The organism is Neisseria flava, assembly GCF_982712965.1.
This window is the reverse complement of sequence record NZ_CEXQBZ010000007.1, coordinates 1-19,428: the sequence shown is the minus strand read 5'-3', so window position 1 is coordinate 19,428 and position 19,428 is coordinate 1. Positions and strand designations below refer to the sequence as shown.

The following is a 19,428-nucleotide window of genomic DNA, read 5'->3' as shown; positions in this document are numbered from 1 at the left end:
AAGACCCGTTATGTGGTCGAACAAAGCTTCGGTACGCTGCACCGTAAATTCCGCTACGCCCGGGCAGCCTATTTCGGACTGATTAAAGTGAGTGCGCAAAGCCATCTGAAGGCGATGTGTTTGAACCTGTTGAAAGCGGCCAACAGGCTAAGTGTGTCTGTTGCCGCCTAAAAGGCGGCCCGGATGCCTGATTATCGGGTATCCGGGGAGGATTAAGGGGGTATTTGGGTAAAATTAGGAGGTATTGGGGGGGAAGGAAATGGCCGAAAACCTGTGTTTGGGTTTCGGTTGCCAGGGGAAGGGCTTTTTTGCAAAGGTCTCTAAATATATAGAAAATGCCCTGCTAAAATGACTGCATGAAACAGCCAACACCCAACCCCATCCATTCCCAAAGATAAAAAATAAACCCTTACTATTCTCTAGTAAAGGTTTATTGAAAATCTGGCACGCCCACGGGGATTCGAACCCCGGTTGCCGCCGTGAAAGGGCAGTGTCCTAGGCCTCTAGACGATGGGCGCGTAACCGAGTTGCGAACTATACATAAGCGTTAAAACGCTGTCAACGGGTTAGGCGTTTTTTATGGTCAAACTGGTTTCAGACAACCCTTCTGCTCCTTATCTTTGTATCGGCTTTGCCTGTATAATGTCGCTTTTAATGAAAAGGAAAACAAACCATGTGGTTCAAGCAGATCAGTTTTTATCCGCTCAACAAAGAAAAGCTGCCCGAAGCGGACGTACTTGCCGACAAACTTGCAGAGGCTGAATTTACCCGCTGCCAAGGTTTGGACTGGTCCAGCGAAGGTTTTGCCGCACCGGTTTCGTTCTCTCCCGAACTCGTTTTCCCTGCCGACTTTACTTTGCGCGTCGCCCTGAAAAAAGAAGAAAAAGTCCTGCCTGCCGGCGTCATCCGCGATATTTTGGAAGAAAAGATTGCGGAAATCCAAAACAATGAAGCCCGCAATGTCGGCCGCAAGGAAAAACAAGAGCTTAAAGAACAAATTACAGACGATCTGCTGCCCCGCGCATTTACCCGCAGCAGCCGCACTGAAGCAGTGTTCAACACCCGCCACGGCTATCTGCTCGTCAATAACGCGGCTTCCGCCAAAGCGGAAAACATCCTGACCAAGCTGCGCGAAGCCTTGGGCGGTTTGGAAGCCTCGCTGCCGAATACCAAGCAATCGCCCTCTTCCCTGATGACCGAGTGGCTGTTACAAGGGCATTGCGAAGGCGGTTTTGAATTGGACAGCGATTGCGAACTCAAAGGTGTGGGCGATGTTGTTCCCGTCGTCAAAGTATCCAAACAAGATTTGACCGCCGATGAAGTGGTCCAACACGTCAAAAATGGTAAAACCGTAACCCAGCTAGGCTTGGTGTGGCGCGAACAAATCGCCTTCATCCTCACGCAAGACTTCACGCTCAAGCGCATCCAATACCTCGACATATTGCAGGAAGAAGCCGAAAGCAACGGCGACGATGCCGCCAGCCTTGCCTTCGCCTCGCAAATCCTGATGGCGGAATCCGTCAGCACCATGTTGGAAGAGCTGGTTTCCTATTTGGGCGGCTGGCAAGACTAATTTTTCAGACGACCTTTACACGATAAAAGGTCGTCTGAAACCTACATCCGATGGACAACCTTTATGTTTAAACACCTCGCATTCCTGCCGCTTACCATTATGCTTGCCCTCCCCGCCTCTGCCGCCGTCCTGACTTCCTATCAGGAACCGGGCTGCACCTACGACGGTGATGTCGGCAAAGACGGCAAACCCGCCGGCAAAGGCACATGGCGCTGCCAAGACGGACGCAGCTACACCGGCGCGTTTAAAAACGGCAAATTCGACGGACAAGGCGTTTACACCGTCTCCGCCAACCGCGAAACCTTCATCGAACCGTTCAATTCCAACAGCACCAAGTTCCGCAACATGGTACTGTCGGGCACGTTCAAAAAAGGCCTGGCACACGGCAAATTCACCGCCTCGCAAAACGGCGAAACCGTCTTCATCATGAAATGCGAAAACGGCATGATTAAAGAAGTGAAACTGCCCAAAACCAAATAACCCCGTCCCGCATTTTCAGACGACCTCTCCGCAGACGTCGTCTGAAAACCGCAAGAAACAAGGAAAACATTATGAGCATCAAGTCCGACAAATGGATACGCCGCATGAGCGAAGAGTTCGGCATGATCGACCCCTTCGAACCGAACCAAATCAAAGAAGCCAACGGACAGCGCATCATCTCCTACGGCACATCCAGCTACGGTTACGACATCCGCTGCGCCAACGAATTTAAAATTTTCACCAACATCAACAGCACCATCGTTGATCCCAAAAACTTCGACCCGAAAAACTTCGTCACCGTCGAAGACGACTGCTGCATCATCCCCCCTAATTCCTTCGCGCTGGCGCGTACGGTCGAATACTTCCGCATCCCGCGCAACGTCCTGACCGTCTGCTTGGGCAAATCCACCTACGCCCGCTGCGGCATCATCGTCAACGTTACCCCGTTCGAGCCGGAATGGGAAGGCTACGTTACCCTCGAGTTTTCCAACACCACCCCCCTGCCCGCCAAAATCTATGCCGGCGAAGGCGTGGCGCAAGTCCTCTTCTTCGAGAGCGACGAAATCTGCGAAACTTCCTACAAAGACCGCAACGGCAAATACATGGGGCAAACCGGCGTTACCCTGCCGAAAACCTGATGATTGGATAAGCCAGCAAAATATAGCGCGTTTCATTTTGCCGCACATAAAATGCAGACACGATACAAAAAGGTCGTCTGAAACCTGATTGGGGATTTTCAGACGACCTTCATCTTTGCCGGTTGGCCTGTTCGATATTAGAAATCCAATTCCGCTTTCAGCCAGTAGGTACGCGGCATGCCGACGACGGCGAAGCTGCGGTCGTATTGGCCGCGCTGTACCTGCCAGTAGTTTTTGTTGAACAGGTTTTCTACCGAGCTGCTGACGGTCAAGGTGTTTTTGCCCAGCTTGGTTTTGTAGCGCGCGCCTACATCAACCAAGGTATAGGACGGGAAAGCGTATTGTTTTTGCGTATCTTGGTAAGACTTGCCGAAGTACGAAACGTTGCCGTTTAAAGTCAAGCCTTTGGCAAACGGGGTGTCCCATTCCACGCCTGCTTTGGCAATCACGCGCGGGTTGGCGACTTGTACGCCGTTAACCAAATTGTCAGCGAAATTCGGATAATCTTTTACGGTTGATTGCAGATACATCAGACCGAAAGTCGGACGCAGGGTTTTGTTCAACAAGTTGGCATAGGTATTGAACTCGATACCGCGGCTGCGCTCCATGCCTTGCTCCGAACCGCTATAAGCCAAGCCTGCATTTTTGCGCGCTGCGAAATCAGTACCTGAAGTCGTGTTGCCACGCCAGTAGCCAGGGCGTTTGATTTGGAACGCGTTTAAAGTGGTTACAAAGTCGCCCCAGTTTTTGCGTACGCCGACTTCAAATTGGCGGCTGACGCGCGGATCTGCCATCGTGACATGACCGTCATCATCGGTACGGATGTCGGACGGCTCCAAATCTTCCATATAGTTTCCGTAAACCACCAAATCAGGCTGCGGAACCCATGCCGCCATCAACATCGGGCTGAAACGGCTCGCATCCGCTTTGCGGCCGTTTAATTTGTTTTTCTGCTCGACGGCTTGGAAGCGTCCGCCCAAAGTGAGGCGGTATTTGTTGTCGGCAAAACCAAGCGTGTCGGATACTGCCAAGCTGTTCACTTTGATCACCGTATCCACTGAAGGCGTTGCACTCCATGCCGTTCCTAAGTTGGAATCCAATTTTGCCAATTGAGTAGGAATATCAAGGCTCGGATCGATAACGCGGCTTTGAGTTTGACGTGCGCCTTGATAAGTGGTGCGTTTGCGGTCGATGCGGTCAAATGCGGCACTCCAGTTGTGGCTTACCGAACCGGTTTCAAATTCGCCGCGAGCAGTCAGATTCATACTGAGCGTTTTGAAACGCTGGTCGGTCAAACGCGCGCGACCGGAATTGTAGGTCAAACCGCTGCTCGTAACGGTAGGAGAAGCGAAATTACCGTAATAGCGGGCATTGTTGTAGCCGATGCCGCCTGTAATTTGGGCATTTTCAAACGCATCCCATTCAAAAGTCAGCATATTGGTCTGACCGCGCGTGTTTTGAGCCTGCCAGCCCGGAGCGAGATTCACTTTGCCTTCAGGCGCGTCAAACAATCGACCGTTGGCGTTTTGAATATCCTGAATACGCGCGCGTCCGCCGTTGGTTTTACGTTTCGCGTAGATGGAGTCGAACGCCACGCGCAGTGTTTCGCCGCGATAGTCGGCATTCAAGGCAAATTCTTTATTGTCTTCGCTGTAACCGTGGCGCGGGGTGTCGCCGTGGCGCAGTTTGCCGTTGGCGCGCACGCCGAATTCTTTGTTTTCGCCGAAACGTTGACCCAAGTCGAATGTGCCTTGAGCACGGTTGTTGCTGAACCAGCCCAAACCGATTTTACGGTTGCCTTCATCTGCAGCTTTTTTGGTCTCGATATTGACGGAACCGGATACCGCGCCTTCAGGGTCCATGCCGTTTACGGCGGTGGACGCGCCTTTAATCAGTTGTGCGGAGCCGACTTGCACGCTGGCTGTGCCTTGCGTGCCGTACATGCCCGCCAAACCGTTGACGCTGAATTGGCGCGCATCAAGCTGATAACCGCGGAAATACAGGCCGGTCAATGTGTTGCTTTCGCCGCCGAACTGCCAAACGGAAGCGTCTTTTTTCGCTACGGCATCCACCAAAGTACGCGCTTCGGTGTTGTTAAGGGCTTGTTCGTCGTAGTTGACGACGGTAATCGGCGCGGTAAAGGCATTAGCTTTGCCCAATACGCCCAAATTTACGCGGTCGCGCAAGTCGCCGTCGCTGGCGATGGAGTAAGAGCGGGCGGCTTTGACGCGTTTGGCGTCGGCGCGGACATGGACTTCCTGCAACTGCTGTTGCACTGGGGCTTCGGGCATCGCTTCATCGGCTGCATAAGAAAACGCGCTCATAATCAAAAGCGGCATCAGGGCTAATTTGCTGTTCATAAATTCCTTCTGTCTTTGAGGTGGGTTATTTTTGTTGCAATAAGCGTTAAAAATCACAAAGTAATTTTGCTGCGGAATTATATTTGATAACATTCTGCTTTTCTATAAAAAGTGATGATAACTATTTGTAAAAATAAAAATACAACATCAATCAAAACTTTTTCTATCGTAATTGTAAATTATTTTATTAGGCGGAGAATCAGGGTTTCAGACGACCCCTGCCCGCTGGCCTGCCTCAAGAGACAATGCACATGCAAAAATGGCAAATCGAGCTTTATTCCACGCCGTCTTGGCTGTTACAAACCTTATTGATGGTCGCCGCCGCCTCGGCGGTGATTCTGTTTTTGGCACGTAAAACGCGCTTCGGGCGCGAGTTTGCCTATATCCTGCGGCTGTGCCTGACGCCGAAAAGCACGGTCAAAGTATTGCTGCTGATTACGGCGATGATTGCGCTGCTGTTAACCGAAGTGCGGCTGAATGTATTGAGTACCTTTATGTCCAAAGGGCTTTACGACTCGATGCAGGATTTAAACGCCTCCGCGTTTTGGATGTTTGCCGTGATGAACGCCGGCGTGGTGCTGGTGCGGGCGTTTAACAACGTCGTCAACGACTTTCTCGACCAAGGCTTGGCAATTAAATGGTCGGAGCGGCTTAATGAAGTGCTGACGACGCGCTGGCTTGCCGACAAAAACTACTACCGCCTGCAAATGCGCCGCCATGCGCCGGACAACATCGACCAGCGTATCCAACAAGACGCGCAGGATTTCATCGCCTCAACCATAGAATTTGTGCGCGGCATGGTCAATTCGGTCGTTACCTCGCTGGAATTTGCCGTTGTTTTGTGGGGCTTGGCGGGCATCCTGACCGTATTTGGCATCGACATTCCGCACGGCATCGTTTGGTTTGTCTATATGTTTGTGATTTTGGCGACCTTTATCGCCATGTGGATAGGCAACCCTTTGATTCGTTACAACTATGAAAACGAAAAACTCAACGGCGACTACCGTTACTCCCTCATCCGCGTGCGCGACCACGCCGAAAGCGTGGCGTTTTACAGCGGCGAACAACACGAACACGACCAACTTGCCGACCGCTTCAAGGTCATCATCCGCAACCGTTGGCGCATCGCCCGCCAAAGCGTCTGCTTGAGCGGCTTTAACGATATGTTTACCAACGGAATTAAGCTCTTCCCCATTATTTTGCAAGCCCCGCGCCTGTTTGCCGGACAAATCAAAATCGGCGACATCCAGCAGACCGTCCAAGCCTTCGCCCGACTGCAAAACGCCCTCTCCTTTTTTCGAATGTTCTACAACAAATTCACCGCCTACCGCGCTCGATTGGAGCGTCTGTACGGATTCTTGTTGAGTACGGAAGAACAACACAGCGCGCAGCAACCCGACATTACCGAGGTTTCAGACGACCTCTCGCTGGAAAACGTCGCCCTGTTCCGCCACAACGGCGAAATCCTGTTGAGCGGCATCAACGTCAACCTCAAAAGCGGCGATTCCCTGCTGATACGCGGTCCGAGCGGTTGCGGCAAAACCTCGCTGCTGCGCGCGCTGGCAGGGCTTTGGCCGTTCGGCAGCAGCGGCAAAGTCAGCCGTCCGCCGCATCAAGACATCCTCTTCCTGCCGCAACGCCCATACACGGCGCAAGGCAGCCTGCGCGACGCGATTTGTTACCCCGACATCGACAAACAGCATCCCGAACTAGCCGACGCCATGAACACCTGCCGCTTAGGTTATCTCGTTGATAAATTGGACAAACCCGACGACTGGCAACACAAACTCTCCCCGGGCGAACTGCAACGCATCGCCTTCGTCCGCGCCCTGCTCTCGCAACCCAAAGTCATCCTGCTTGACGAAGCCACCGCCGCCTTGGACGAACCGACCGAGGCCCTGCTCTACCGCGCTTTAAAGCAAAAACTGCCGCAGAGCATCATCATCAGCATCGGCCACCGCAGCACGCTCAACGAGTTTCACGATTTCAGTCTTGATGTTGGCAACGTAGCTTGCGATTGAATTTAAAGCGACGAGGTCGTCTGAAAACCCGCAAGGGTTTTCAGACGACCTTTCTGCTAAAATTCCACTCTCAAACAAAAGGGAAACCCGCCATGCACGAAATCAAATGCCCGCACTGCCACACCGCGTTTACCGTCAACGAAGCCAGTTACGCCGACATCCTGAACCAAGTCCGCACCCAAGAATTTCAAACTGAAATCCACGAGCGCCTGCAACAGGCGCAGATGCAGTTTCAAAGCGATATGCAGCTTGCCCAAGCGCAGGCGCAAAATCAGTTCGACAAAATCCTAGCCGACAAAAACCACGAAATCACCGCCCTATCCAACCAAATCAACGTCTACGAAAAAGACAGCAAACTTGCCGCCGCCGAGATTGAAGGTCGTCTGAAAGCGCAAATCGCCGAGCAGGATAAATTGATTGCCGAGCTGAAAGCGCAGGCAAAATCGCTGGAAACGGCGAAAAACATGGAAAAAGAGCTGGAAATCACCAAAGCCGTTGCCGAAAAAGAGCGCGAATTGGGTAATCTGAACACCCAGCTCATGCTGCAATCCAAAGAAAACCAGTTGGAAAAACAAAGCCTGCGCGAAAAATACGAAGCCGAACTCAAACAAAAAGACGAAACCATCGCCTTCTACAAAGACTTCAAAGCCAGACAGTCCACCAAAATGATAGGAGAAAGCCTCGAGCAGCACTGCGAAACCGAATTCAATCGCATCCGCACCACCGCCTTTCCCCAAGCCGTCTTCGGCAAAGACAACGACGCCAAAACCGGCAGCAAAGGCGACTACATCTACCGCGAAACCGACGAAGAAGGCAACGAAATCATCTCCATCATGTTTGAGATGAAAAACGAAAACGACGAAACCGCCACCAAAAAGAAAAACGAACACTTTTTTAAAGAGTTGGACAAAGACCGCAAAGAAAAAAACTGCGAATACGCCGTCCTCGTCTCACTTTTGGAAGCCGACAGCGAACTCTATAACAACGGCATCGTCGATGTGTCCTACGCCTACCCGAAAATGTACGTCGTGCGCCCGCAATTCTTTATCCCCATCGTCTCCCTGTTGCGCAACGCCGCGCTCAATTCATTGAAATACAAACAAGAATTGGCACAAATGCGCGCACAAAACATTGACATCACACACTTTGAAGAAGACTTGGACAAGTTCAAAACCGATTTCGCCCGCAATTACGAACTCGCCAGCCGCAAGTTCCAAACCGCCATCGACGAAATCGACAAAACCATCAGCCACCTGCAAAAAACCAAAGAAGCCCTGCTCTCTTCGGAAAACAATCTGCGCCTTGCCAACAACAAAGCGACCGACCTGACCGTCAAAAAATTAGTACGCAAAAACCCGACCATGAAGGCCGCCTTTGCCGCGTTGGAGAAAAAAGAGGATTGAGGCTCATGTGAAGTAAAGGTTGTCTGAAAGCGACCTTCCCCGTTTTCAGACGACCTTTCCCGAGTCAAAGCCGTTTGAATATTTCCCGCGATACGGCTATGATGAACCCTGTCCCTACACATTGATAATGAGAGGAATCCCGCATGACCGCTTGGTTTATTGCCGCTGCCGCCGTCCTGATTGTCGAGCTGTTTGTCGGCACCGTGTATCTCTTGGTGGTCAGCGCGGCTTTGTTTGGTGCGGGTTTGGTGTATTGGCTGACTGGTGATACTTCGATTGCCGTTGCTGCGGCAGCTGTTTTGTCCGCCGCCGGTATCTGGCTGGTACACGGCAAGTTCAAAAAAACTGCGCCCCGCCAAGAATTGAATGATGATTTGGACATCGGACAGACCGTTCATATCCTCCAGCGCCTTCACGGCGATTGTTATGAAGTTTCTTATCGGGGGACGCGCTGGCAGGCGCAGGCTGAAAATGCCGATGCCGTTCAGACGACCTCTACCGCCGTGATTACCGGTAAAAACGGTAATGTTTTACTCATTCGTTTGAATTGATTCAGTAATCCGCCCTGTTGTGGTCTAAAAGGAAAAACAATGGAATTTCTATACAGCTTCCCCGTCATCCTGCTGATTGTCGTCGTGATTTTCGGCTTCAAGTCGTTTATCGTGGTGCCGCAACAGGAAGTTTACGTCGTCGAACGCCTCGGCAGATTCCACAACGCTTTGACTGCCGGTCTAAACATCCTGATTCCTTTCGTTGACCGCGTCGCCTATCGACATTCGCTCAAAGAAGTGCCTTTGGACGTTCCCAGCCAAGTTTGTATTACCCGCGACAACACTCAGCTTACCGTTGACGGCATCATCTATTTCCAAGTAACCGATCCAAAACTCGCTTCCTACGGCTCCAGCAACTACATCATGGCGATTACCCAGCTCGCCCAAACCACGCTGCGTTCGGTTATCGGTCGCATGGAGTTGGATAAAACGTTTGAAGAGCGCGACGAAATCAACAGCATCGTCGTTTCCGCGCTCGACGAAGCGGCAGGCGCATGGGGCGTGAAAGTATTGCGTTACGAAATCAAAGACTTGGTTCCGCCGCAAGAAATTCTGCGTTCTATGCAGGCGCAAATTACCGCCGAACGTGAAAAACGTGCCCGTATCGCCGAATCCGAAGGCCGCAAAATCGAGCAAATCAACCTTGCCAGCGGTCAGCGCGAAGCGGAAATTCAACAGTCTGAAGGTGAAGCGCAAGCCGCCATCAACGCGTCGAACGGTGAAAAAATCGCCCGCATCAACCGCGCACAAGGTGAAGCCGAAGCCTTGCGCCTGGTTGCCGAAGCCAACGCCGACGCCATCCGCAAAATCGCCGAGGCTGTCCGCGCAGAAGGCGGCTCCGAAGCCGTCAACCTGAAAGTTGCCGAGCAATATGTCGAAGCATTCAGCAATTTGGCAAAAGAAAGCACAACTCTGATTATGCCTGCCAACGTGGCTGACATCGGCAGCCTGGTTTCAGCCGGACTGAAGATTGTCGACGGCAACAAAGCGGCAAAATAAACCTTACGTTTTGCCATAAGGTCGTCTGAAAACGAGTGCAATGCGTTTCGCTACCATAAACAGCGAATTTGCCAAACCGTTTTTCAGACGACCTTTATTCACATGATGGCAGACAGAATGCCCATCTGACCATGCTTCAAGACATTCTGATTGTTACCAAAGACCAATTCAATGACTCAGAAAACACACACCATCAAAACCTACCTCGTCGGTGGCGCCGTCCGCGATTATCTTTTAGGTTTGCCCGTCAAAGACCGCGACTGGGTGGTCGTCGGCGCTGACGCACAAACCATGCTGGCGCAAGGCTTCCAGCCGGTCGGCAAAGATTTTCCCGTGTTCCTCCATCCCGAAACCCACGAAGAATACGCCCTCGCCCGTACCGAGCGCAAAACCGCCAAGGGCTACGCCGGTTTCAGTTTCCACGCCGACAAAGACGTTACGCTGGAGCAGGATTTGATGCGCCGCGACCTGACCATCAACGCAATGGCGCAGAATTCAGACGACCTCATCATCGACCCTTTCGGCGGACAACAGGATTTGGCGGCAGGTATTTTGCGCCATGTTTCGCCCGCTTTTGCCGAAGACCCCGTCCGCATCCTGCGTACCGCCCGCTTTGCCGCGCGCTACGGGTTTGAAATCGCCGAAGAAACCATGAAGCTGATGCGGCAGATGGTGGAAAACGGCGAAGCGGATGCTTTGGTTGCCGAACGCGTCTGGCAGGAGTTGGCGAAAGGTTTGATGGAAAAAAATCCCAGAAGGATGATTGAAGTATTGCGCCAATGCGGTGCGCTCAAAGTCTTGCTGCCCGAAGTCGATGCCCTCTTCGGTGTGCCGCAACGCGCCGACTATCATCCCGAAATCGACAGCGGCATCCATACCCTGATGACGCTGCAACGCGCCGCCGATATGGGGCTGAGCCTGCCCGAACGCTACGCCGCTCTGCTGCACGATTTGGGCAAAGCCAAAACCCCGCCCGACATCCTGCCCAAACACCACGGACACGACCTCGCCGGCGTCGAACCCGTGCGCGAAGTCAATCAGAAGCTGCGCGTGCCGAGACACTGCGCCGAGCTTGCTGAACTTGTCTGCCGCTGGCACATCATGTTCCACCAAGTCGGGCAGCTCAAAAGCAAAACCATTCTGAAGGTTTTGCAAAAAACCGACGCTTTCAGACGACCCGAACGCTTCGCCGCCGCCCTGAACGTCAGCATTGCCGACAAACAAGGTCGTCTGAACCGCGAAAACGCCCCCTACCCGCAACGCGCGCACTGGCTCGCCCTGCTCGAAGCCGCCAACCAAGTGGATTCAGGCAAAATCGCCGCCGAATGCCGCGCGCAGGAAAAAGCCCACCTTATCGCCGAAGAAATCGACCGGGCGCGGTTGGCAGAAATTACTCCTTTGCAAAAAGCGTATCAGACAGAAAAATAGGAAGCTCTTAATGACATCTTCACGTTATAAAATCGAACGCGCGCCCGACGGCATTACTGTGTCTGCTCGTGTTGTACATGACTCTCAGGAAATCGGTTTTACCGCTCTATTTCTTATATTTTCCTTTGCTATTACATGCATCGCGCCGTTTTACCTTGAAGAGCATTATTTCACTGATCCAATAATAATTCTTATCCATATACTTTTTACTTTCTACCTAGTCGGCTCACTGGTTTACAGCCTTCTCTGGCAACTTTTCGTACGTGAAAACATCAAGATCCGTAACCATACCCTGTCTCATGGATACACCTTGTTCTCCATTGGACGTTGGCGTAGTTTTCCGCTATCAGAAATTTCCGAATGGCAGTTTCGTGACAATATTCCCAAAGCTCCTGTTGCAAGAGGAAGGGAAGCTAAGTACCCAAACAAAAACTACTACCAAAATGGTATAAAACAACCAAAAAACGATATCCCCAATATCTTACATATCCAAAAATGCAAATAAGGCGCATGGTCTTTCGATTATCAGGAAAAAACCATACTTATCGGCGATTTTTTTGACAGCCGTGATGCTCAGATAATCAATACTGAATTGAACAGGTTTATCCCAGCATCCGCTAAAGCCCGTCAACTTTCAGACGACCTTTGAAACAGCCGCTGCCATATCCGCTATAATCTGCTTCTCAGTCATTCCGTTCCAAACATAAAAACCATGACCCTACAAACCGATTTATTGCCCAAAATCAACAACGAAGATTACCAACGCCTCATCCTCAAACACAGCGTAGAATTCAGCGAAGGCGAAATCCGCCTGCTGAACGAAATCCTTGAAAAATTCAGCTTCGATGTCGTTCAGGCGCAGGCATTGGCGCAGGCGGTGATGCAGCAAGTGCGCTTCGACCCCAACGCCTACCACATCGACAGCGACGACGAAGACACCACAGGCATCTGCCCCCACTGCATCAACCCGCCCATGCCGCCCCTGCGCGATTACCTCGTTTGGCGCGAAACACGCGGCTGAATCCCTTTCAAAAAGGTCGTCTGAAAACAGCAAACCGCTTTTCAGACGACCCCGAACCCACCGGAAAACCCATGCTGCAAACCGACAACCTGACCGCCGCCCAGCCCCAGCGCATCATCACCGCACAAAGCATCTCCCCACAGGAAGAGCTGCTCGAGCGCGCCCTGCGCCCTAAAACGCTGGACGACTATATCGGACAAGACAAAGCCAAAGAACAGCTCGCCATCTTCATCCAAGCCGCCAAAAAACGCGGCGAAGCCCTAGACCACACTCTGCTCTTCGGCCCGCCCGGACTGGGCAAAACCACATTGGCGCACATCATCGCCAAAGAGCTGGGCGTCAACCTGCGCCAAACCAGCGGCCCCGTCCTCGAACGCGCCGGCGACCTTGCTGCCCTTCTGACCAATCTTGAGCCGCACGACGTATTGTTCATCGACGAAATTCACCGCCTCAGCCCTGTCGTCGAAGAAATCCTCTACCCCGCGCTCGAAGACTACCAGCTCGACATCATGATAGGCGAAGGCCCTGCCGCCCGTTCCGTCAAAATCGACCTGCCGCCCTTCACGCTCGTCGGCGCAACCACCCGCGCAGGTATGCTGACCAACCCGCTGCGCGACCGCTTCGGTATCGTTGCCCGTTTGGAGTTTTATCAAAATCAGGATCTTGCCACGATTGTTAGCCGTTCCGCCCAATTACTGCAACTCGACATGGGTGAAGAAGGCGCGATGGAAGTCGCCAAACGCAGCCGAGGCACACCCCGCATCGCCAACCGCCTGCTGCGCCGCGTTCGCGATTTTGCCGATGTGAAGAACAACGGCGTCATTGATGCCGCCGTCGCCGATGCCGCTTTAAGCATGCTGGATGTCGACGCGCGAGGTTTGGACGTCATGGACAGAAAATTCCTCGAAGCCATCCTGCACAAATTCAGCGGCGGCCCCGTCGGTCTTGACAACGTTGCCGCCGCCATCGGTGAATCCACGGACACCATCGAAGACGTTATCGAACCCTACCTTATCCAACAAGGTTTCCTGCAACGCACCCCGCGCGGCAGAATGGCGACCGAACGCGCCTACCTGCACTTCGGCTTGAAAATGGAAAAATAAGCGTATTGAAATAAAGAAAGGTCGTCTGAAACCGGATTTTTGGTTTTCAGACGACCTTTTTGTATCCATTCAAATGGAAGACTTGAGTAAGAATAAAGGCAAGGCTGTTCTTACAAGCTAGTGTTTGTCCTCACCCTCTTTGGCAGTATCTTTCCCGCCGTCTTTATCTGTCTGAACCGGCGCCACTGGGAAAAACAATATCAGCGGGTTGGCTTTAATCTGCTGCCAGAAACTTTTGCACAAATTGCCGACGCTGCCGATTTTCGTGCCGCGCGAACGCAGGGCGACGAAGAGGGCGAGGGTGAAGCTGACGATGAGGTTGACCAAGCCGATGGCGAGGACGCTGCAAATGCCGAGCATAAATGTACCAAAGCCGACATTGCCGCTGACGGCGGCATAGCCGAGGTTGGCGGAGGAGAAGGCGACATGGCGGATGTCCAGCGGCAGGCCGAGGAGGTGTCCGAAGTAGCCGGTCATGCCCAAGAGCATACCGAAGATGAAGTTGCCGGCCAGCGAGCCGTAGTGTTTGTGGATGTAGGCGGCGAGAACGCGGCGGGGTTTGGGGCGCATGATTTTGCGCAATAAGGGATTGAAGGGCAGGCGTTGGCGCAGGTTGAGATAGTCGGCGCGGTTGTCGAAGAAGCCTGCGATGATGCCGGAACAGAACAGCCACAAGCCTGCAATAGCGGCATACCATAGGGTCGGATGATTGATGATGTCTATGGATTTGAACTGGTAGGCGGTGGTGTGGGCATCGAGTATGGGCTGTTGGTTCAGATGGGCATAGCCGAACGATATGGCGCACGCCAAGAGAATAGCGATGGAAACGTTGCCGAAGACGGCGACGCTTTGGGAGCGGCATACGTCGATGAGGAGCTTGGCGAGCTTGTTGTCCACCGCTTTGCCGCCTTCGTTGAGATCGACCTGTTCGGCGAAGCTGGCGGCGGTCATGGCGGGCTGTTTGGTGGCGACGGTGCAGTGCAGCATATGGATGATCATGAAGCCTATGCCGTAGTTTAGCCCTGCTAAAAAAGAAGTCACGAAGGGGCTGAAGCCGAGTGAGCCGATATGGATTTTATACAGCGCCATTAGGGCGATAATGACGCCGCCGCCTGCCGCGGAGTAGAACATTTTGAAATATTCTTTGCGGTTGCGGGTGATGTAATGCTCTCCGTGGTGGCTTTTGTTTTCGGTAATGCTGCGGGCGAGCATACGGATGCTGCTGCGGCGCAGATGGCGGGTGCTGTATTGCTCGACCGCGGCGTAGATGAGGGAATTCATCAGGGTAATGGTGAGGCGGTTGCGGTTGCCGGCATCGGTTTGGATGTCGGTGAGCAGTTTCAGACGACCTATGGTCTGCTGGAGCCGTTCGAGCAGGTGGGCGACTTTGACGGACGAGCCTGAGCCTGCGCCCGTTCCTTTGCGACGCAGATAGTCAATTTGCTTGCTGCACTGGTCGAACATGACTTCGAGGTGTGCGGTGTCGTAAGGGCTGGTGTCGTTACGGTAGTGTTCGACCATTTTGGCGGTTTCGCGTTGGAGGGCGACGAAGGGCGAATCGGCTTCGAGCAGGCGCGGGGCGATGCGGATAAGGTCGGGCTCGAGGGCTTCGGACGCAATCCAAATGGCGAGCATTTCGATGGCGCGCAGGCGAGCGTCAACCAACTGGCGGCAGGCGTTTTGCAGTAAGGTGGGATCGACGCTGGTGCGGATAAGGTCGTACAAGCTCAACCATTGGCGGATGCTGAGGGTTTGCAGCCATCTGTCGTCGTTTTCCGAATGGAAAAGATAGAGGAATACTTCGCGCAGGTTAGCGAAGTCTTTATAGGACGGGCTGAAGCGTTCGTATATGCGTATGCCCATCTCGCGGGTAAAACTGTGGCGCGAGAAGATGCCGAGTTTGATCAGCGCGGGATAGATATGGACTTGCGAAAGCCAGTGGTAAAAACGACCGCTGAAGTTTTTTGCGAGTGCTTCGTCTTGTTTGAGCGTGGCGATAATCAGGTCAAAACGTTCTTCCGCCTGTTTTTTGCCGCCGCGCCGCAGGAATTTGATTAAGGCATTGAGAATAAGGACGAAATCGGTATCGGTCAGGCTTTTGGAAAGTAGAGGATGTAGATTTTGGTGAGTAATTTTTTCCATTGCAGTATTTTTACACAAAACGGCGGGTTTGATAAGTTCGGGTAATTTATGCAACCTGCTGTAAGCACATTCGATATTTTGGAGCAATATTTGACGATTTCAACCCTCTTTGTTTTGAAAAGGTCGCCTGAAAACCGGTTTCAGACGACCTTTTGCTTATTTCAGCATCTCTTCGGGAATTTTGCAGACGGGAATCGGATTGACTTTGTGTTGCATGGCTTTGTGCAGGCGGGTGTAAATTTCCAAGACTTCGCGCTGCCTGCCTTCAAATTCTTCGGGGCGGTGCGTACCGTAAACGCCCATCGCCCATTCGAGTTCGGGATAGCTTGCGCCCATCTGTTCTTCGTCCGTGCGCTCGGTATCCCAAAGTCCGTCGGTCGGCACGGCTTTTTGGATGGACTCAGCGATGTCCAGTTCGGCGGCAATTTGATAAATCTGCGTTTTGGTCAAGTCGGCAATCGGGCTGATGTCCACACCGCCGTCGCCGTATTTGGTGAAAAAGCCCACGCCGAAATCTTCAATTTTGTTGCCCGTACCCGTAACCAGCAAACCGTTTAGCTGCCCGTAATAATAAAGCGTCAGCATCCGCAGGCGGCTTCGGGCGTTGGCAAGCGCAAGCTGTTTGGCGGGGAACTCGGTTTCATCGACCTCGACATCGGCGGCAAAGGTATCGAAAGTCGGCGTCAAATCCACGCGCATCCCGCTGACGTTGGGAAACGCCTGCTCCAATCGGCGGATGTGTTCCTGCGCGCGGCTGACTTGGTCGGCTTTTTGGCGGATGGGCATTTCAAGTAGAAGGACTTTCAACCCCGTCCGTGCCGCGATGGCGGAAACGACTGCGGAATCGATACCGCCGGAAACACCGACGACAAACCCTTTGGCGTGTGCGGCGGCGGCATAGTTTTTCAGCCAGTCGGCAATATGGCGGATAACGGCTTGGGTCTGCATAGTCAGGCTCCTGATTTAAAGAGGGAATCATACCCGATTTTGAGAGGCAGCGGCATATGGACGGGTCGTCTGAAAATCAACTTCACAGCTTTCAGACGACCTTCCACCTGTTTTTATCGGCAATAAAATCTTACTGAGATTTCGCAAAACCTTTCCCAATTTGAAACAATCCCCTGATTTTGTTATTATTCCTTCAAACAAAGAAATAATCATCATCCATTTTGTCTCATCCGGCTCTCATTACGGCTCATTCATCTGTGCGTTTTTACTCCCTTTTCCCCTTGTTTTTTTCATCCGGCAGGACGGTTTAAACGCCATTCGTTTTTTGTCTGCGTTTTATAGTGGATTACCAAAAATCGGGAAAGTCTCGGACCCTGTCCGACAGACCATGTTTTATTCCCAGTTTTTGTTAATCAACCATATACGGCCTTGCGCCCGCGTCCGCCTGCCTCACCATCCCAAAGGAGGTCAAGGTTTGTCTTTATTTCATTTCTTACGCAACCGCTCTTCGTTCAATCCCTTCGTCGTTTCCGTTACGCTGTCCTTCGTGCTGCTGGTCATCGGCATCGCACTTTTGATTCCGCAGCAGGCAGAAACCGTCCTCAATGCCGCCAAAACGGGCATTTTCAAAAACTTCAGTTGGTTTTACATCTTGGCGTTTTCAGCCTTCTTCTTCTTCCTGCTCGCACTTTCGGTCAGCAGCTTCGGCAACATCAAGCTGGGCAGCAACGAAGAAGAACCTGAATTTAGCTTTTGGTCTTGGCTCGCCATGCTGTTCGCGGCGGGTATGGGGGTCGGGTTGATGTTTTTCGGTGTCGCCGAACCGCTCACCCACTATCTGTCCCCCATCACCGAAGGCGGCAGCGGCGCAAGGCAGCAGGACGCGTTGCTCCACACCCTCTTCCACTGGGGCGTACATGCCTGGTCGGTTTACGCCGCCATGGCGTTGGCGCTCGCCTATTTCGCCTTCCGTTACAAACTCCCGCTTTCCCTGCGCTCCTGCTTTTATCCGCTGTTGAAAGAGAAAATCGACGGTAAGGCAGGCGACATCATCGACATACTCGCGCTGGTCGCCACCCTGTTCGGCATCATTACCACGCTTGGTTTCGGCGCGGCGCAGTTGGGTGCGGGCTTGGCACAAATCGGCTGGATAAGCGAAAACACTTTTTCCGTACAAACCATCGTGATTTTCGCCGTCATGGGTTTGGCGGTCGCCTCCGCCGCCTCCGGCATAGGCAAAGGCGTCAAAATGTTGAGCGAGATGAACTTGACCCTTGCCTTCGTACTGATGGTCTACGTCCTCGCCACCGGCCCGACCCTCCACCTGCTCTCCGCCTTCAACGACAACCTCGGCACTTACCTGAGTAACCTCGTACAACTCAGTTTCAAAACGTACAGCTACGAACAAAACCATACCGAATGGTTCGGCGGCTGGACCATCTTATACTGGGCATGGTGGTGTTCTTGGGCGCCTTTCGTCGGACTCTTCATCGCCCGCATCTCGCGCGGACGCACCATACGCGAATTCATTTTCGGCGTTTTGGCGGTTCCCTCCCTGTTCTGCGTCATCTGGTTCACCATCTTCGGCGACACCGCCATCTGGATTAACGACCACACCGCAGCAGGCGCGCTCGGCGCATTGACCGGCACGCCTGAAAAACTCCTCTTCCGCTTCCTCGAATACCTCCCCCTGCCGACCCTCACAGGGCTTGTCAGCCTCATGGTCATCGCCCTCTTCTTCATCACCTCCGCCGACTCCGGCATTTACGTTCTCAACAACATCGCATCCCGCGACAAAAGCCTGACCACCCCGCGCTGGCAGGCAGTGATGTGGGGGCTGTTGATGTCTGCCGCCGCCATCGTCCTTTTACGCTTCGGCGGGCTGCCCACCCTGCAAACCATGACCCTCATCGTCGCCCTGCCTTTCGCCATGCTCATGCTGATCATGTGTTTCAGCCTATGGCGCGGATTAAACGCCGACCACAAATACTTCACGACCGCCGTCACCCCCTCCAGCGTCTATTGGAGCGGTGACAACTGGCAAGACAGGCTCGAGCGTATGCTGAACCAAACGCAGGAACAAGACATTCTAAAATTCCTCAAAACCACCGCCCTGCCCGCCATGCGCGAACTGGGCGAGGAACTGTCCGACAAATACAGCCTGAGCGTCAACATCCAAACCCACTTCGACCGCGAAGAGCCTGCCGTCGAATTTACCATCCACAAAGAGTCCCTGCGCGACTTCATGTACGGCATTAAAACCATCAAGCGCGAAGTGTCCGAACAGCTTATCAAAGACGGCCACCTCCCGCACATCCGCCACAACGTAACCTACGAACCCTACACCTACTTCTTCGACGGTCGCAGCGGCTACGACGTGCAATACATGAACCGCCGCGAACTCATCGCCGACATCCTCAAGCAGTACGAGCGTTACCTCAACCTCCTGACCGATGTCGGACAAGAACTCATGTCGCACCAGCAAACCGAATTGGCAGAATAAGTTTTTGTTAAACAGGTGGTAACCAAGGTCGTCTGAAAACGGGTTTCCCATTTTCAGACGACCTTTTGTCATGTATCTGCAACCCAACCGTAGCGTGGGCTTTGCCTACGAAAAACCATCGCCCAATCTATCATCTTTAAAAAACCAAATAAAAACGTCGTCTGAAAACCCAAAATCCGGTTTTTCAGACGACGGCGGATTCGCATTTGAAGTGCAACTTTCCCTAACAGAAAAAGGCCAGTATGCGGTAGCATACGG

Annotated in this window: 17 protein-coding genes and 1 tRNA gene; 13 read left to right on the top strand and 5 right to left on the bottom strand. The window is 52.8% G+C overall.

What is annotated here, in order from left to right; all coding sequences use genetic code 11:
- Positions 1-171 (top strand): transposase (locus AC5M9B_RS00670; RefSeq protein ID WP_487648091.1); only part of this gene is annotated, 171 nt, incomplete at its 5' end.
- Positions 172-442: 271 nt separating this feature from the next.
- Here AC5M9B_RS00670 and AC5M9B_RS00665 read toward each other — a convergent pair.
- Positions 443-518 (bottom strand) — tRNA-Glu (locus AC5M9B_RS00665).
- A gap of 155 nt (positions 519-673) precedes the next feature.
- Here AC5M9B_RS00665 and AC5M9B_RS00660 point away from each other — a divergent pair.
- The 3 genes from AC5M9B_RS00660 to dcd all read left to right on the top strand — a co-directional run bounded on the left by AC5M9B_RS00660 (position 674) and on the right by dcd (position 2,691).
- The gene (locus AC5M9B_RS00660; protein WP_487648090.1) at positions 674-1,573 is read left to right on the top strand and encodes a recombination-associated protein RdgC; all 900 of its coding nucleotides are present in this window, start codon (positions 674-676) and stop codon (positions 1,571-1,573) included.
- A gap of 63 nt (positions 1,574-1,636) precedes the next feature.
- Positions 1,637-2,053, top strand: a complete 417-nt coding sequence (locus AC5M9B_RS00655; protein ID WP_487648089.1) for an MORN repeat-containing protein — start codon at positions 1,637-1,639, stop codon at positions 2,051-2,053.
- Positions 2,054-2,124: 71 nt separating this feature from the next.
- Entirely contained in the window at positions 2,125-2,691 is a 567-nt protein-coding gene (dcd, locus tag AC5M9B_RS00650; protein ID WP_003741335.1) for a dCTP deaminase, read from the top strand.
- A 137-nt stretch (positions 2,692-2,828) separates the two neighbouring features.
- Here the strand turns inward: dcd and AC5M9B_RS00645 are convergent, their stop codons facing one another.
- Positions 2,829-5,051, bottom strand: a complete 2,223-nt coding sequence (locus tag AC5M9B_RS00645; protein ID WP_487648088.1) for a TonB-dependent receptor — start codon at positions 5,049-5,051, stop codon at positions 2,829-2,831.
- A gap of 251 nt (positions 5,052-5,302) precedes the next feature.
- On the opposite strand from AC5M9B_RS00645, the gene AC5M9B_RS00640 reads away from it, so the two are divergent.
- The 8 genes from AC5M9B_RS00640 (at position 5,303) to ruvB (ending at position 13,577) form a co-directional block, all read left to right on the top strand.
- Complete coding sequence (locus tag AC5M9B_RS00640) at positions 5,303-7,072, top strand: ABC transporter ATP-binding protein/permease (protein WP_487648087.1); 1,770 nt, start codon at positions 5,303-5,305, stop codon at positions 7,070-7,072.
- Between the two features lie 92 nt (positions 7,073-7,164).
- Entirely contained in the window at positions 7,165-8,475 is a 1,311-nt protein-coding gene (locus tag AC5M9B_RS00635) for a DUF2130 domain-containing protein (protein WP_146736328.1), read from the top strand.
- 143 nt (positions 8,476-8,618) lie between these two features.
- Entirely contained in the window at positions 8,619-9,026 is a 408-nt protein-coding gene (locus tag AC5M9B_RS00630) for an NfeD family protein (protein ID WP_070613159.1), read from the top strand.
- A gap of 39 nt (positions 9,027-9,065) precedes the next feature.
- Positions 9,066-10,025, top strand: coding sequence for an SPFH domain-containing protein (locus AC5M9B_RS00625; protein ID WP_003743103.1), 960 nt, complete (start codon positions 9,066-9,068; stop codon positions 10,023-10,025).
- A gap of 192 nt (positions 10,026-10,217) precedes the next feature.
- Positions 10,218-11,453, top strand: a complete 1,236-nt coding sequence (locus tag AC5M9B_RS00620) for a multifunctional CCA addition/repair protein (RefSeq protein WP_070656133.1) — start codon at positions 10,218-10,220, stop codon at positions 11,451-11,453.
- 10 nt (positions 11,454-11,463) lie between these two features.
- On the top strand, positions 11,464-11,958 hold the full coding sequence (locus tag AC5M9B_RS00615) for a hypothetical protein (protein WP_244969501.1): 495 nt from the start codon (positions 11,464-11,466) through the stop codon (positions 11,956-11,958).
- Between the two features lie 207 nt (positions 11,959-12,165).
- On the top strand, positions 12,166-12,474 hold the full coding sequence (locus AC5M9B_RS00610) for a hypothetical protein (RefSeq protein WP_070656123.1): 309 nt from the start codon (positions 12,166-12,168) through the stop codon (positions 12,472-12,474).
- Positions 12,475-12,545: 71 nt separating this feature from the next.
- The gene (ruvB, locus tag AC5M9B_RS00605; RefSeq protein WP_070512247.1) at positions 12,546-13,577 is read left to right on the top strand and encodes a Holliday junction branch migration DNA helicase RuvB; all 1,032 of its coding nucleotides are present in this window, start codon (positions 12,546-12,548) and stop codon (positions 13,575-13,577) included.
- A gap of 117 nt (positions 13,578-13,694) precedes the next feature.
- Here the strand turns inward: ruvB and AC5M9B_RS00600 are convergent, their stop codons facing one another.
- Positions 13,695-15,719 (bottom strand): site-specific recombinase, encoded by a 2,025-nt coding sequence (locus AC5M9B_RS00600; protein WP_070656131.1) that lies wholly within the window; start codon positions 15,717-15,719, stop codon positions 13,695-13,697.
- Positions 15,720-15,875: 156 nt separating this feature from the next.
- The gene (gene nadE / locus AC5M9B_RS00595; protein ID WP_019270906.1) at positions 15,876-16,667 is read right to left on the bottom strand and encodes an NAD(+) synthase; all 792 of its coding nucleotides are present in this window, start codon (positions 16,665-16,667) and stop codon (positions 15,876-15,878) included.
- A gap of 475 nt (positions 16,668-17,142) precedes the next feature.
- On the opposite strand from nadE, the gene AC5M9B_RS00590 reads away from it, so the two are divergent.
- Positions 17,143-19,170 (top strand): BCCT family transporter, encoded by a 2,028-nt coding sequence (locus AC5M9B_RS00590; RefSeq protein WP_487648086.1) that lies wholly within the window; start codon positions 17,143-17,145, stop codon positions 19,168-19,170.
- A gap of 68 nt (positions 19,171-19,238) precedes the next feature.
- Here AC5M9B_RS00590 and AC5M9B_RS00585 read toward each other — a convergent pair.
- On the bottom strand, positions 19,239-19,428 hold a 190-nt coding region (locus tag AC5M9B_RS00585), incomplete at its 5' end, for a hypothetical protein (RefSeq protein WP_487648085.1).